Genomic DNA, 14,380 nt, shown 5'->3' on the forward strand with positions numbered 1-14,380 from the left:
AACCAACAGACTCAAACTAGCACAAATCACGATTTCACATTCTAACCTATTATTCATTTATTTTGTGGCTATCGGCCATAAATAAACAAGGATAGTCCAGGTTATTTAAAGTATAATTTTAAAGGTTCTGTCTGTGGCCAACAGTAAAATACTGAGTATGCACATAAGCAATGAGTTGTAGAAATGATGATATTCCTGATGTGCCATATGCGCTGTAAATGCTGCTACTGCAAACGGGAACAATACCAGTACTGCCCCATTCTTAAATTGCGGGTTATACAAACCTATTAAGAGCAATACCACTCCTATAAGTTCACCTATTCCAATAATGACCGTCCAAGTCTTATTAAAACCCAGAGACTGCATGCTTTGCATCATGGAGCTTTTCTGAAACACTTTGAACAATGATGCATAACCAAATACATAAAGGTAGTACGCATAGCTCAACCAATGAGCGACTGATTTAATCATTTCCATTTTATACTTTTTGTTTTCCTACAAATTTCTTTATTAATTTGCATGAATAACAGTACATACAAGATTGTATGATACCAACAAAAAAGTTCGTATGAACACGCGAAAAGAGAATTCAACCAATCACATCAATGAGCTATACTGGAAAGATCGTTGTGGTATTGCATTTACCTTAGCCACCATAGGTGGCAGATGGAAAATCAACATTCTTTCCTATCTGCTAAACGAAGGTAAACTGCGCTATAGTGAGTTGCGAAAAAAGCTCGTAGGCATATCAGAGCGTATGCTGATTGCTAAATTAAAGGAGCTGGAACAGGACAACCTGATCACTCGAATAGTATATCAACAAGTTCCGCCAAAGGTAGAATATGAATTAACTGCGCTTGGCCGTTCACTCGAGGAAATATTAACACTAATGGATAAATGGGGAGAAGATAATCTCCCCGAATCAATGCTTTGATAGTGCATAGAGTGCAAATGTACCTAACCAATGTGCCCCCATATAATCATCCTTGGTGGTAATATTGGGCAAAGAGTACTTTAAATGTTTATTTGCCAACTTATGCAAGTAACTTAACTCAGGCAGCGCTTTTGCGATACCGTTTAAACAGTTTGCGCGACTAAAATTAAGTCCATCCAGATGGACCAAATGTCCGTCTGTTCGATCTTTCACGATACCTGGTTCTAAATTGAAATCGGGATTAAACAGATCTGGCATAAAATCCTTTAACCATTTACGGTAATCCTCCTGTTGCAACACTAAACTCATACAGAGGGCTTCTTCAAGACAAGGAGAAAGAAAGTCGCTTCCACTTGGCTCAAAAGAAATGTTGCAGTTCTTATCCTGACTATATAAACGAGAAGCATTCGTCATTAATGATTTTTCAAACGTCACATTTCCCGTACTTCTTGCATAGTCCAGGGACAGAGAAAGGCCAAATGCCGAATTATCATGATACCCTGTCCTGATCGGATAGACTAATTTGGGCAGATATTCTTGATAAGATTTTACAACGTGTTTCACCAACGGTTCAAGATTCGATGCCCAGCGTTTTGCATCTGTGTCTTCCCAAGTTAATAATTCCTTCTGCAGCTGCAACAACCAGGCCCAGCCATACGTGCGCTCAAAGTTCTTATTGTTCTTATCTTGAAAGAAATCTAATTCAACGGCCACATTTTCCGCCGTAATATTTCGGTTCAATTGGCGCCGAATTTCACCCGAACTGTCCAAATTTGGAAATTCCTTCAAAATATGCACAATTGACCAATATCCGTGTACAGAAGAATGCCAGTCAAAACAACCGTAAAAAATTGGATGTAATGTGCGCGGTGCTTTTAGATCACTATCCCTGCCGAGTACCTGCCCTAACTTATTGGGATATTCAACTTCGATGCAATGCAATGGCAAACTGAGCAAATGCTTGGCTTGGACACTATCCAAGGTCAAAGGCTGATCATTTGAACTCTTATTTACTTTGATTTCCGAATTATTTTGACATGCAACAAAAGCAATAGATAGGCAAATAATCCCTAATATTTTTTTCATAAACCTCTATTTTATATATTACTATACAATACTTAATAAAGTAATTGTTCTACCAACTTAGGAACAGCTATTGTCGCTGACTCCTCAAAACACTGTATATTACGTAAAGCCCTGTCACTAGGTATTTTTTTGTCAATTAAAAACGTTTGACAGTGACTAGGCGCAAACTCTTTAAGTCCTGCAGCAGGATAAACCTGTAGGGAGGTTCCAACAATAATCAAAATATCGGCATTCGAAACCAGGCTTATGGCCTCCTCAATGGCTGGCACAGCTTCTCCAAACCAGACTATATTTGGCCTCAGCTGACTACCTTTCTCGCAAAGATCGCCCATCTTGATCTCATCACCGACAACGGGATAAACCAAGCGATCATCGATAGACGACTTGGCCTGATCCAAGCGGCCATGCAAATGAACAATATGAGATGATCCCGCCTGTTCATGCAGCAGATCTACATTCTGCGTTACAATACTCACCCGGTACGCTGATTCTAATCTTGCCAGCGCATAATGAGCTGCATTTGCATGTGCCACCAAAGCCGCTTTCCGTCTCAGATTATAAAACTCCTGGACTAAGGCTGGGTTTTTGTGCCAACCTTCAATTGAAGCAACTTCCATGACGTCATGCCCTTCCCACAATCCATTGGCATCCCTAAATGTAGGTATACCGCTTTCAGCCGAAATACCAGCTCCCGTCAACACAACAATATTTTTCTTTTCCATCTTAAGTCTATTTGTTACACCATATTATAGTTAAGATTGACTTTTTATATGACTTTCATCATGTCTATAGATCTGATCTGGATCATTCATTTATCAACAAGGATGCATAGTTATCCGGCAGCTCAAGTCGGATAGAATCTTTACTCAATACAGCCTTTCGGTTCATATCATCAAAAGAACGTTGGTAATACACAAAAGCGCTATTTGGAATATGTAGTTCACTAGCTTTCTGCACATTGAACTCATAACGATTATTTTTCAGTCTGACATGCTGATAAATTCGGTAAGTAACAACTTGAATCTGTACTTTATCAAATTTTGGAATAACCTTTAAATCTGCCTGTTCATGAAAGTATTTATCGTTGAAATACATAAATTCATTGGACTCTGCTAATGTTGCTATATTTAACTTTCCATCGACAACTTCATTCACCAGCGAATCTGCCCGCAACCGCTCGGATTTACTTCCGTCACCGGAAGAACAGCAAATACAAAGAAAAACAATAATTGGGATCAAAACAGCTTTGATTAGATTCATAGGTCTAAGTTATAATAAAAAATGCTTCCGTGCCACAATTCAAGAGAAAATGCATCGAATACCCCCAAAATTGATCAGAATGGTTTACATCACCCATAAAAAAGCCCAGGATATTTTGTTATCCTAGGCTTCTTTTTAACGCTAAGCGCTATCCGACCTCTTAAAGATTATTTTCGATAGCCCCCACTTTCTCGCGATATAGTTGTATTGGCGCATCCAACAACACAGCGATAACAGTCATATTTTTATCCAAGCGCTCCGCTGGTGCCTGAATGTAGATAATACCAGGGATGCTACTCCAATAGAGCTTATTGAAAACCTCATGGTTTATCATGGAACCATCACCGACTACCCGGATTCTAGCGACTCCATTTTTAACACCTTTTAATGCAATTGGGCCTGTAGGTTTTCCCTCAACAAACAAATACAAGGTCTGGCGATCTTTGGAGAGTGCACTTAATCCTTCGTAATGTCCTTCAGGCAAGCCTTTTCCAGTCTCATAAAGTGCTTCGGCATGGTCCTTAATCCACTTCAATACCGTCGGATTAGTCGCGTTACTACTCGGCAATTTGGTATCTAAGCCATCTACGGTTAATCCGGAATTATCAAAAATATTTTTTCCTGCATGCAGTGTTGAAGCGATCTGACCTAAAGCACGATCTGTCAACTTATTATCCAGCACAGATTTCAACGTAACTTCAGTCTCCTGAGGCACAGCCCAACGGAGCGCTTCCGCAAAGTTCAGTGCAATCACGGTAACATCCTGATCAAAGTTTACTTTCGTCAAATCTACTTGAACGGTTCCATTTTCCGACTTAACACTTACTTTCGCGGATGCATCACCGACTACTGAAACGCCTTTAATGGACGTATTATTGACTAAACCTTTGAGTTGCAATTCGGATTTCTGTTCATACACATACAGATAAAGTGTTTTTCCGTCCTTTGATAAAGCAGATTTCCCGCCGTAGTTCACGAAAGGAATACCAGCCCTTGTACCGTAGATCGCAGCCGCATGCTTATGCGTCCATCGCCCAAGCTGTTTCAAAATATTTAATTGCTCCTCAGGGATCGTGCCATCTGCTTTTGGACCAATATCCAACAATAGGTTTCCACCCATGGAAATACAATCGACCAACGTTCGGATGATCATATTGGGTGATTTGTACTTTTTATCAAAGGGTTGATAACCCCAAGAATCATTCATGGTATAACAGAGTTCCCAAAATTTAGCATCAGGGCGCGTGACCGGAATCCCTTGCTCAGGTGTATCGTAATCTCCATGATGATTCAATCGCGAGTTTATAATAATATTCGGATTATATTTCCGCAAAAGATTTAAGGTCTCTTTCGCTTTCCACTCTTCGGCATTATGCTCCCAATCCCCATCAAACCAAAGTAATTCTGGCTTATACTGTTCAGATAGCTCGGTCAATTGCTTTTGGTAATATTTCACATAATTATCCCAACGCGTAGGCTCGGCTTTCAATTCATAACGCTTTCTATTGCGCGTAAAAACATCATAATATGGGTGGCTCCAATCGGGCAACGAATAATAAAGGCCAGTGTGCAAGCCCTCTTCTTGTATTGCTTTCACAAAAGGTGTGATTACATCCTGTTTTGCAGCCGCGTCTTGTAATGTAGTGATCGCTTTATCAGCCTTCGTATTCCACATTGAGATTCCGTCATGGTGTTTGGTCGTAATCACGGTGTATTTCGCACCCGCTTCTTTAATCAATTTGGCCCATTCCTTCGGTTTGTAATCCTTTGCTGTAAACCCATTAAGTTGTTTGATATAATTGTCGTGGTTAATATAATTATTGAAGAATGACCAAGATTCCGAGATTCCATCTACAGAATAAATCCCCCAGTGAATAAAAATACCCAATTTGGCATCTTCAAACCAATCCATTTTTTGCGTTGATACATTGTTCTGAGCTGAAACGTTTAAGCACGCAGACGCCAAAAGAACAAAAAGAGAAATCTTTCGAAACTTCATAAAGCTATTTTATCGATTACATAACGAGTTTAAGCCGGCAAAATACACATAAAATCAGCAAAATTCAATTGTGTAAGGGATATATTACGTATGCATCACATGAATAGCGCTAATTTCTTCCGAATAGGGCAAGTCTAATACCCTATCCGTAACAACTAAAGTAAATAGCGATATATAAATAATAAATACGAGGATAATCAAGGTTTTGGCTTATTCCTTATTTAATTGATGTCTATTAGTATTGGATATAAACGCAAATTTATCTAAGTTTGGAGGGTATGATCGAATTATATACAGATGGGGCTTCAAGTGGAAATCCGGGCCCTGGAGGTTACGGAACCATCTTAAGAACTATTTATACAGGCGATAATGAAGCCTTTAAAGGTAAACTTATCGAAAAAGAGTTTTCGGGCGGTTACCGCAAAACAACGAACAACAGGATGGAATTGATGGCTGTGATCGTTGGCCTTGAGGCACTGAAAAATCTACAGCAACAAGTTACCGTATATTCTGACTCCAAATATGTCATTGATGCCATTGATAAGAAATGGGTATATGGTTGGATACAAAAAGGTTTTGCGGGAAAGAAGAATAAAGATCTTTGGTTGCGTTTAATGAGCGCCTATAAGCTTCATACCGTACGCCTTGTGTGGGTAAAAGGTCACGCTGGGCATCCGTTAAACGAGCGTTGTGATCGCTTAGCTGTAGCGGCCTCCAAAGATAAGGCAAATTGGAAAATCGATAGTGTTTTTGAGATTGAAGAAGGGAAATAAAAACGGGGCATTGTACAATGCCCCGTTTTTTATGCCAATACGATTATTCGCCGCTTTCTTTAGCTGCCAAGTATCTTTCAGCTTCCAAGGCTGCCATACAACCTGTACCTGCAGCAGTGATTGCTTGACGGAAAATATTATCCTGAACATCACCACAAGCAAAAACACCCGATATATTTGTAGCAGTACTATCTGGTTTTGTGATTAAATAACCTGTTTCATCCATATCCAGTACACCTGTGAAAAGCTCGGTATTAGGCTTATGCCCAATAGCAACGAAGAAACCTGTTACTTCTAGATCTTTTTCAGACTGGTCTTTATTGTTAATAACACGTATTCCGGTCACCACTTGACCATCTCCTAAAACCTCTTTTGCCTCAGAATTGTAGTGAACTTCAATATTTGGCGTATTCATGACACGATGTACCATTGCTTTAGAAGCACGAAACTCGTCACGACGAACCAACATATGTACTTTTGAGCATAGTTTTGCAAGGTATGTCGCTTCTTCTGCAGCTGTATCCCCAGCACCTACAATAGCAACCTCCTGGTTTTTAAAGAAGAACCCATCACATACAGCACATGCTGAAACGCCAAAACCATTGTATTTTTGTTCAGATTCTAAGCCTAACCATTTTGCTGTAGCTCCTGTTGCAATAATGACAGTATCTGCGGTAACTTGTACCGTTCCGTCGATCTCAACACGGTGTACCTCACCAGTAAAATCTACTTTAGTCACATATCCAAAACGCACTGAAGTTCCGAAGCGTTCAGCTTGCTCACGCAAATCTTCCATCATCACCGGTCCGGTAATACCTTTTGGATAACCAGGGAAATTGTCCACTTCAGTTGTTTGAGTCAACTGTCCTCCTGGTACAATACCGGTATAAACGACCGGTTTCATATCCGCACGTGCAGCATAAATTGCTGCAGTATAACCTGCTGGCCCCGAACCAATAATCAAACACTGTACATGCTCCACTTCTTGTTTGAATTCCATAATCCTTTTTCTAAGCTATTAATTAAAGTTATTTTTTAAATTTATCTTGCAATCCTTTCAACATATCTAAAGAAATGTTCTGTGGCGCTTCTTCTTTTTGCTGATTGAATTCCTTTTTCGCAAGTTTTTTATCTTCTACAGAATGGGTGGCTGCTGCTGCTTTTGCTTTTTGCTCACTCTTTTCCTTTTTATACCGATTCCAGATATTCTCTAAGACCTTCTTGGTATACAATGGAAAATCACCATTCTGCATCCAAGCGTAGTAACTAGGCTCCTGCTCAAATACTTCGATAATAGGTTTTCCTTTATGTTTACCAAAATTGATCGTTTCCAATCCTTCCGCATTATATACGAGACGCCCGGCAAAATCTACCGGTTTGCTTAGGTTGGTAAACGCATGAAGTGCCTCGACGTCGTTCACTACTGGATAAGATACGACACCATGTTTATCTTCAAATGCTGCCCCTTCATATTTCGTCAACTGTGCTTTCAATACTTCATATGTTGCGCGAACATCAGCTTCAGCCGTATGTGCATTTTCAAGATTTTCATTGCAGTAAAACTTGTATGCCGCTTTCAACGTTCGTTGTTCCATTTGATGGAAAATGTTTTGAACATCTACAAATGCCCTTCCTTCCAATGAAAAATCAACGCCCGCCCGCAAAAACTCTTCCATAAGCATAGGGACATCGAATTTATTGGAATTATATCCCGCCAGATCTCCATTCTCAATAAAAGCCGCAAGCTCCACTGCAATTGCTTTAAAATTAGGAGCATCCTTCACATCTTCATCATAAATACCATGAAAAAAAGAGGATTCCGCGGGAATAGGCACTTCTGGATTGATCTTCTTTGTATAGACTGTTTCTTCACCATTGGGCATCACTTTCAAAAATGATACTTCGACAATACGATCGGTCGCCACATTAACACCTGTAGTTTCCAAATCGAAAAATACCAATGGTCTTTTTAATTTTAATTCCATGCTGGATAATACACTTTTTTATCAAAAACCAAAAATACAAAGTAGTATTCGATTTTTGTAGTCTAAGAAATTTAATTTACAACCGCCTGATGAACTGATTCTGCTTGACTGATTTTCCCAACAACAACTTTCACCATTGCATCAAAGTCCAGGTATTTATTGGCAAGGTCCCGCACCTTCTCTGGCGACATGTTTCGGATCTGTTCCATATAATAGGAATAATACGTTAATGTCATCCCATTTAACAAAACACTTTTAAACTTGTCTGCATGCGAAAAGATACTTTCCAATGAACCCAACATAGAACCTTCCATATAGGTTTTAACGAGATTCACCTCTTCCTCGGAGGCCAATGTTGTTTTCAACAAATTGATCTCCTTTTCTATTTCTGTCAAGGTTGCATGCGTTACATCTACCCCGACTTCGGTTACAATGGTCATAAAACCAGTATGCTTCAAGGTTGCGACAGCCGAACCAATACTATAGGTATACCCTTTTTCTTCACGGATATTCCGCATCAGACGGGAACCAAAAAAACCACCTAATAAAGTATTGACAAACTGTAGTGCAGGATAATCAGGATGTGTCCTTCCAATTGTCTGGCAACCTAAACGAATGGCTGACTGCAATGCATTTTCTTTTTCTTCGTAAACCAGATCATTAGATCCCTGAGCCAAAACAGGCCCATCCAAAGAAGAGTGAATAGCTGCTCCCTTCCAATCTACGCCAAAAATTTGTTCCAGCTCTTGCAATAGCTCATCCGAAACATTACCTGAAACAATTAAGGTACAGTTACTAGGAACAATTTCCTGTTGGTACAATTCGATCAACTGCGCACGTGTAATCGCATCATAATCTTCCAGTTTTGGAGTACGCCCGTAACGATTATTCTTACCAAAGATCAAGTTATAGAATTTACGTCGCGCCAGATAATCATTTTTCTGAATAGAAACTTGAAACTTTTGCTTGTTATTACGCAAATAGGTATCTAACTCCTGTTGCGGAATAGATGCCTCTGTCAGAATATCTTTTACAAGCGGCAAGAGGACCTGACTGTGCCTGTTCAATGTATAAAGCGACAAAGAAGTTACGTCAAAAGAGTATTCAGGAACAAGAAATGCACCATAGAAATCTACTTTATCTGCGATCTCTGCACTGGACATGGTATTTGTCCCCTCTTTAAATAAGGCGCTTAAGGCACTATTTAACAACGGGTTTTCAACCTGTCCATCAAGATAGGTATTCTCAAAGATCCATTCTATCCGCACCAGCTCTTGCTCGGGCGACTGGAAAACATAGACAGGCAATCCGTTTGCAAACTGCTTCTTGATTGGCTCTTTCAAACTTATATTTCCAATTTCACGGAACTCAGGTGCTTTTGTTCTATCCAACATGTACCGCCTCCTCTTCTTTTGATTTATACATTAATATAGAAGCATTCTCCGGTCTAAAAATAGCCTGAGCTTGCTGTTGAACTTCCTCCGCACTCACCGACAAATATTTTGAGACCTCCGTGTTAATGCCATCTGCATCACCCAGCAACTCATGGAAAGCCAAGTTCATGGCTTTATCCAAAATAGATAGTTCCGCAAAAACATTTGTCGATTCGATCTTATTCTTTACCTTATCTAATTCGGCTACTGGTACTAACTCGGATTTTATAACCTCCAATTCGGCCCAGACTGCACGTTCAGCTTCTTCTAGCGAGATGCCTTCCGATGGTTTTCCTTCAATGACAAAGAGGTTATTGTCAATACTTCCCATGACATAGGCGTTTATTTCACTAAATAACTGCCCCTCTTTTACCAATCGACGATACAAACGTGAGGAAGATCCTCTTGATAAAATATCCGACAAAAGGTCCATTGCGAAATACCCTTCTTCCAATCTTGCGGGGCCATGAAATGCCATGTAAAGTGCATCTAGAGGCACTTCTGCCCAAGTAGTCTCACGCCTTATCTCCTCTTGCGCCGGCTCTTTAGGCAATTGACGATTGTATTTTTCGCCAGCTTCAATATCGCCAAACCACTTTTGGGTCAAAGCCTTTACTTCTTCAAAATGTACATCTCCCGAAACAACCATAATTGCACTCTGTGGATTATAATGTAATTTGAAGAAAGCTTTTACATCTTCCATGGTAGCCTCCTCAATATGGCTTAACTCTTTTCCGATAGTCGCCCAGCGATAAGGGTGCACCTGATAAGCTAATGGCCGCAATTTTAGCCATGCATCGCCATAAGGTTGATTCAAATAACGCTGTTTAAACTCTTCGCTCACGACATTTCGTTGCACCTCAAGGCTCTGTGCTGAAAAAGCCAGACTTAACATCCGATCCGACTCAAGCCACAATGCTGTTTCGAGATTTGAGGAAGGCAAGGTAATGTAGTAATTTGTGATGTCGTTGCTTGTGAATGCATTATTTTCACCACCTACTTTTTGCAATTCGGTATCGAAGTTCGGAATATTGATACTTCCACCAAACATCAGGTGTTCAAATAAGTGTGCAAATCCGGTCTGTTCCGGAGACTCATCCCTTGCGCCCACATCATACAAGATATTGACACAAGCCATGGCCGTATTATGATCCTCGTGTACCAATACACGCAGGCCGTTTTCTAACGTAAATTTTTGATAAGAAACCATCTGATTTTTCTTCGATGTTTTTAAATCCAGTTTATACCTTTTCGTAGTAAAGCTAAGGTTTTGGCTTCTTCTGAGCCTTCTTCAGGACGATAATCGTACACCCAATTGGCCTGGGCAGGTAGACTCATCAGTATCGACTCAATTCGACCATTCGTTTCAAGTCCAAATTTAGTCCCCGAGTCCCATACCAAGTTAAATTCGACGTAGCGTCCGCGGCGGATTAATTGCCAATTTTTTTGTTGATCAGTAAAGTCTTTATGTCGATTTTTCTCGACCAAAGCGGTGTAGGTTGGTGCAAACGTACGGCCAAGATCACAAGAAAAAGCAAAAATATCTTCCATACTCATCCCTGTTTTTTCCGTATTCAACTTATCGTAAAATACACCTCCTATTCCCCGTGTTTCCTGGCGGTGTCTGATATAAAAATAATCATCCGCCCAATTTTTAAATTTTTCATAGAATGTAGCATCATGTCGATCACATACATCTTTCAGCTGCTGATGAAAATAGCTGGCATCTTCTTCATCGACATAATGGGGTGTTAAATCGATTCCACCACCAAACCAACGAATCTGATCGTTTAGCTCAAAATAGCGGATATTCATGTGTATAATAGGGACTAAGGGATTATTTGGATGAATGACGATGGATACTCCTGTCGCAAAAAAATCATCTTCTTCTACAGCAAATGATTTTTTAATCGCTTCGGGTAATTTGCCATAGACAGACGAAAAGTTAACACCTCCTTTTTCCAAAATTTGACCATTCTGAATGATCCTGGTACGACCTCCGCCGCCACCTTCACGTTCCCACAATTCTTCTTCAAAGCGCGCCGATCCATCTAATTTCTCCAACGCCTGACATATTTCGTCCTGAATTTCTTTATAAGCTAAAGCAATCGCTTCTTTTGTTATCATCTACTCTATTGCTACTTTATTATGTTAATTTTTCGCTCAATGCTTGAATAATTTTAGATGCAGGAAGGTGTTCATACAAAATTTGGTGCACGGCATCGCATATAGGTAATTCCACGGCATATTTCTTTGCATATTCCTGAATACATGCCGAAGCGTAATACCCTTCTGCCACCATATTCATTTCCAATTGGGCAGATTGTACGCTGTACCCCTTTCCAATCATATTTCCAAAGGTTCTATTTCGGCTGAATTGGGAATAGGCTGTTACCAAAAGATCCCCTAAGTAAGCCGAAGTATTCACATCCCTGGAAGTATCACCGTCCACTTTACCTACAAAACGACGCATTTCGCGAATTGCATTGGATACCAACACTGCTTGAAAATTATCACCGTAACCTAAGCCATGGCAAATACCACCAGCTAACGCATATATATTTTTCAATACTGCACCAAATTCTATCCCTAGGACATCTTCCGACAGAATCGTCTTAATGACCCTTGACGATAGAAATGAAGCGACCAATGCTGCACTATCCAGGTTTTTACAGCCGAAAGTTAAATAAGACAATTTGCCTAAGGCAACTTCCTCCGCATGACATGGGCCACCAACCACACAGATCTGTTCAATATCTACCTCATATCGTTGCTCCAAAAACTCACCGATGATCAAATTATCTTTGGGAATAATCCCCTTAATGGCCGAAACAACAATTTTATTTCTAAAATCTTCCTTCGTAACATTCGCCAGTGCATCCTTCAAATAAGCCGCAGGCGTATTTAAAATGACAATGTCCGAATTAGTAATTATATTTTTTGCATCGGTATCAATCGTCGTAATACTAAGATCAACCGAAACACTACTCAGGTAAGTCGGGTTGTGTTTGAATTTTTGAATATATTCTGCATCTTCTTCCTTTCTTACCCACCAAAAAATATGCTTGTCTTGGTCATTTTCACATAGCATCTTGATCATAGCGGTAGCCCAACTTCCGCTACCAATTATACCAATCTTTTTCCCCTGCATGTCTTTAATTTGTTTTCGATAGCAAATATACTTATTTACTCATTAGATATACGATTCACGCGGTGAGATATGATACTTTCGTTACTTTCTAAGCAAATAAACGTTGCCAAAACCCTATTTCCAGACCAACATAATAGTCTTTATCTTCGAATTTTACGGGGTAAATAGCAATAAAATCATGCTGTTCTGGATTGCCTCTTCCTGAAATTAGATCAAATTCATGGCGATGAAAAGGACAGATTACTTTTCCACGTTCACACCAGCCATTTTTCAGTGGTGCTCCAGCATGTGGGCATTTTCGGGAGAAAGCATAGAGTTTGTCTTCAAACCACGTTATACAAATAATTTTCCCACCGAATTTATGTTCGCTGATGCCCTGATTTTTCAGAAAATCGGCATGTTCAATTTTGTACCAATGAACCATTCGACAAGATAGCTAAAAATTACAGTGAATTTTCTATCTTTGTGCAATTTCAAAAATTTGCACTATATATGGCTTTACAATGCGGTATCGTAGGTTTACCAAACGTTGGTAAATCAACATTATTTAACTGTTTGTCGAACGCGAAAGCGCAAGCGGCTAACTTTCCATTTTGTACAATTGAACCAAATGTTGGGGTAATTACCGTACCGGATGCCCGTCTCAATAAATTAGCTGAATTAGTCAACCCGCAACGCGTTGTTCCAAATACAATCGAGATCGTCGACATCGCAGGTCTTGTAAAAGGAGCTTCGAAAGGTGAAGGCTTAGGCAACCAATTCTTAGGAAATATTCGTACAACCAATGCTATTATTCACGTTTTAAGATGTTTTGACGACGGAAACGTTATCCACGTTGATGGTTCGGTAGATCCGATCAGAGATAAAGAAATCATTGACACCGAATTACAGCTTAAGGATTTGGACACTGTTGTAAAACGTATCCAAAAGGTTGAAAAAATGGCTAAAACAGGCGGTGACAAAGAGGCAAAAAGAACATTTGACATCCTATCGATCGTTAAAGACCATCTTGAGGCTGGCAAATCTGCACGGACTGCAGCAATTGATGCCGAAGATTTTGAGTTTATTCAGGATTTAGCATTATTGACCGCCAAACCTGTACTTTATGTATGTAATGTAGATGAGGGCTCTGTCAACACCGGAAACGCTTATGTCGAACGTGTTAAGGAAGCTGTAAAGGACGAAAAAGCCGAAGTATTGATTATTTCTGCACAGATCGAGTCCGAAATTGCACAACTGGAAAGCTACGAAGAACGTAAAATGTTTTTAGATGACCTTGGCTTAGCGGAATCTGGCGTTCACAAGCTGATCCGCGCTGCGTATTCGCTTTTAAATCTGGCGACTTACTTTACCGCTGGCGTACAGGAAGTTCGTGCCTGGACGATTGAGAATGGATTTACAGCCCCTCAGGCTGCAGGTGTCATCCACACAGATTTCGAAAAAGGATTTATCCGCGCTGAAGTAATCAAGTATGACGATTTCGTCACGCTTGGCTCTGAAAATGCAGTAAAAGAAGCTGGAAAATTATCAGTGGAAGGAAAAACATATATTGTCCAAGATGGCGATATCATGCACTTCCGTTTTAACGTATAGGCATCACAGCTAGCCAAACAGGTGAACATAAAAAGAGGCGAACACTTCAAAAGTGTTCGCCATTTTTATGTTTTAATCATCTCCCTTTCTATTGTCAAAACTATGCCCCACCTAGCGGACGAGCTATTATCAAATTCGCCTTGTAAGCACAGTGAGTACACCTTTT

The 14,380-nt window shown here is 40.0% G+C and carries 15 protein-coding genes; 3 read left to right on the forward strand and 12 right to left on the reverse strand.

The window, feature by feature from the left end:
- Positions 1-105: 105 nt before the first annotated feature.
- On the reverse strand, positions 106-477 hold the full coding sequence (locus HS960_RS08765; RefSeq protein ID WP_159726871.1) for a DoxX family protein: 372 nt from the start codon (positions 475-477) through the stop codon (positions 106-108).
- A gap of 91 nt (positions 478-568) precedes the next feature.
- On the opposite strand from HS960_RS08765, the gene HS960_RS08770 reads away from it, so the two are divergent.
- On the forward strand, positions 569-934 hold the full coding sequence (locus tag HS960_RS08770) for a winged helix-turn-helix transcriptional regulator (RefSeq protein WP_153845908.1): 366 nt from the start codon (positions 569-571) through the stop codon (positions 932-934).
- Here the strand turns inward: HS960_RS08770 and HS960_RS08775 are convergent.
- The 4 genes from HS960_RS08775 to HS960_RS08790 all read right to left on the reverse strand — a co-directional run bounded on the left by HS960_RS08775 (position 923) and on the right by HS960_RS08790 (position 5,279).
- Positions 923-2,020: a DUF2891 domain-containing protein gene (locus HS960_RS08775; protein WP_182332164.1), complete on the reverse strand. Its 1,098-nt coding sequence runs from the start codon at positions 2,018-2,020 to the stop codon at positions 923-925. The two genes, HS960_RS08770 and HS960_RS08775, sit on opposite strands and share 12 nt — an antisense overlap.
- Positions 2,021-2,052: 32 nt before the next feature.
- Positions 2,053-2,742: an SIR2 family NAD-dependent protein deacylase gene (locus HS960_RS08780; RefSeq protein WP_182332166.1), complete on the reverse strand. Its 690-nt coding sequence runs from the start codon at positions 2,740-2,742 to the stop codon at positions 2,053-2,055.
- Positions 2,743-2,824: 82 nt separating this feature from the next.
- Positions 2,825-3,280 (reverse strand): hypothetical protein, encoded by a 456-nt coding sequence (locus HS960_RS08785; protein WP_182332168.1) that lies wholly within the window; start codon positions 3,278-3,280, stop codon positions 2,825-2,827.
- A 160-nt stretch (positions 3,281-3,440) separates the two neighbouring features.
- Positions 3,441-5,279 (reverse strand): alpha-L-fucosidase, encoded by a 1,839-nt coding sequence (locus HS960_RS08790; RefSeq protein ID WP_182332170.1) that lies wholly within the window; start codon positions 5,277-5,279, stop codon positions 3,441-3,443.
- 278 nt (positions 5,280-5,557) lie between these two features.
- On the opposite strand from HS960_RS08790, the gene rnhA reads away from it, so the two are divergent.
- On the forward strand, positions 5,558-6,052 hold the full coding sequence (rnhA, locus tag HS960_RS08795) for a ribonuclease HI (RefSeq protein WP_153845903.1): 495 nt from the start codon (positions 5,558-5,560) through the stop codon (positions 6,050-6,052).
- Positions 6,053-6,095: 43 nt separating this feature from the next.
- Here the strand turns inward: rnhA and trxB are convergent, their stop codons facing one another.
- From trxB to HS960_RS08830, 7 genes are all read right to left on the reverse strand, one after another.
- Positions 6,096-7,052: a thioredoxin-disulfide reductase gene (gene trxB / locus HS960_RS08800; protein WP_182332173.1), complete on the reverse strand. Its 957-nt coding sequence runs from the start codon at positions 7,050-7,052 to the stop codon at positions 6,096-6,098.
- A 28-nt stretch (positions 7,053-7,080) separates the two neighbouring features.
- The gene (locus tag HS960_RS08805; RefSeq protein WP_153845901.1) at positions 7,081-8,037 is read right to left on the reverse strand and encodes a 3'-5' exonuclease; all 957 of its coding nucleotides are present in this window, start codon (positions 8,035-8,037) and stop codon (positions 7,081-7,083) included.
- A 71-nt stretch (positions 8,038-8,108) separates the two neighbouring features.
- Positions 8,109-9,431 (reverse strand): M16 family metallopeptidase, encoded by a 1,323-nt coding sequence (locus HS960_RS08810; protein ID WP_182332175.1) that lies wholly within the window; start codon positions 9,429-9,431, stop codon positions 8,109-8,111.
- Positions 9,421-10,680: a M16 family metallopeptidase gene (locus HS960_RS08815; RefSeq protein WP_182332177.1), complete on the reverse strand. Its 1,260-nt coding sequence runs from the start codon at positions 10,678-10,680 to the stop codon at positions 9,421-9,423. Before HS960_RS08815 ends, HS960_RS08810 begins: the two co-directional genes overlap by 11 nt.
- Before the next feature lie 20 nt (positions 10,681-10,700).
- A complete protein-coding gene (gene hemF / locus HS960_RS08820) occupies positions 10,701-11,597 on the reverse strand; it encodes an oxygen-dependent coproporphyrinogen oxidase (RefSeq protein WP_182332179.1) in 897 nt (298 codons plus the stop codon).
- Between the two features lie 19 nt (positions 11,598-11,616).
- A complete protein-coding gene (locus HS960_RS08825) occupies positions 11,617-12,621 on the reverse strand; it encodes an NAD(P)H-dependent glycerol-3-phosphate dehydrogenase (protein WP_153845897.1) in 1,005 nt (334 codons plus the stop codon).
- 88 nt (positions 12,622-12,709) lie between these two features.
- Positions 12,710-13,045 (reverse strand): Rieske (2Fe-2S) protein, encoded by a 336-nt coding sequence (locus HS960_RS08830; protein WP_153845896.1) that lies wholly within the window; start codon positions 13,043-13,045, stop codon positions 12,710-12,712.
- A 68-nt stretch (positions 13,046-13,113) separates the two neighbouring features.
- Between HS960_RS08830 and ychF the strand changes: the two genes are divergently transcribed.
- Positions 13,114-14,214, forward strand: coding sequence for a redox-regulated ATPase YchF (gene ychF, locus HS960_RS08835; RefSeq protein ID WP_153845895.1), 1,101 nt, complete (start codon positions 13,114-13,116; stop codon positions 14,212-14,214).
- The last annotated feature ends 166 nt before the right edge of the window (positions 14,215-14,380 follow it).

Source organism: Sphingobacterium paramultivorum (assembly GCF_014109745.1).
GTDB classification, from domain to species: domain Bacteria; phylum Bacteroidota; class Bacteroidia; order Sphingobacteriales; family Sphingobacteriaceae; genus Sphingobacterium; species Sphingobacterium paramultivorum.

Excerpts from the sequence above, each read along its gene's own strand:
- ychF (WP_153845895.1), top strand. The coding sequence starts at position 13,114 with ATGGCTTTACAATGCGGTATCGTAGGTTTACCAAACGTTGGTAAATCA.
- HS960_RS08785 (WP_182332168.1), bottom strand. The coding sequence starts at position 3,280 with ATGAATCTAATCAAAGCTGTTTTGATCCCAATTATTGTTTTTCTTTGT.
- HS960_RS08770 (WP_153845908.1), top strand. The coding sequence starts at position 569 with ATGAACACGCGAAAAGAGAATTCAACCAATCACATCAATGAGCTATAC.
- rnhA (WP_153845903.1), top strand. The coding sequence starts at position 5,558 with ATGATCGAATTATATACAGATGGGGCTTCAAGTGGAAATCCGGGCCCT.
- HS960_RS08830 (WP_153845896.1), bottom strand. The coding sequence starts at position 13,045 with ATGGTTCATTGGTACAAAATTGAACATGCCGATTTTCTGAAAAATCAG.
- HS960_RS08825 (WP_153845897.1), bottom strand. The coding sequence starts at position 12,621 with ATGCAGGGGAAAAAGATTGGTATAATTGGTAGCGGAAGTTGGGCTACC.
- hemF (WP_182332179.1), bottom strand. The coding sequence starts at position 11,597 with ATGATAACAAAAGAAGCGATTGCTTTAGCTTATAAAGAAATTCAGGAC.
- HS960_RS08815 (WP_182332177.1), bottom strand. The coding sequence starts at position 10,680 with ATGGTTTCTTATCAAAAATTTACGTTAGAAAACGGCCTGCGTGTATTG.
- HS960_RS08775 (WP_182332164.1), bottom strand. The coding sequence starts at position 2,020 with ATGAAAAAAATATTAGGGATTATTTGCCTATCTATTGCTTTTGTTGCA.
- HS960_RS08805 (WP_153845901.1), bottom strand. The coding sequence starts at position 8,037 with ATGGAATTAAAATTAAAAAGACCATTGGTATTTTTCGATTTGGAAACT.
- HS960_RS08780 (WP_182332166.1), bottom strand. The coding sequence starts at position 2,742 with ATGGAAAAGAAAAATATTGTTGTGTTGACGGGAGCTGGTATTTCGGCT.
- HS960_RS08810 (WP_182332175.1), bottom strand. The coding sequence starts at position 9,431 with ATGTTGGATAGAACAAAAGCACCTGAGTTCCGTGAAATTGGAAATATA.
- HS960_RS08765 (WP_159726871.1), bottom strand. The coding sequence starts at position 477 with ATGGAAATGATTAAATCAGTCGCTCATTGGTTGAGCTATGCGTACTAC.
- trxB (WP_182332173.1), bottom strand. The coding sequence starts at position 7,052 with ATGGAATTCAAACAAGAAGTGGAGCATGTACAGTGTTTGATTATTGGT.
- HS960_RS08790 (WP_182332170.1), bottom strand. The coding sequence starts at position 5,279 with ATGAAGTTTCGAAAGATTTCTCTTTTTGTTCTTTTGGCGTCTGCGTGC.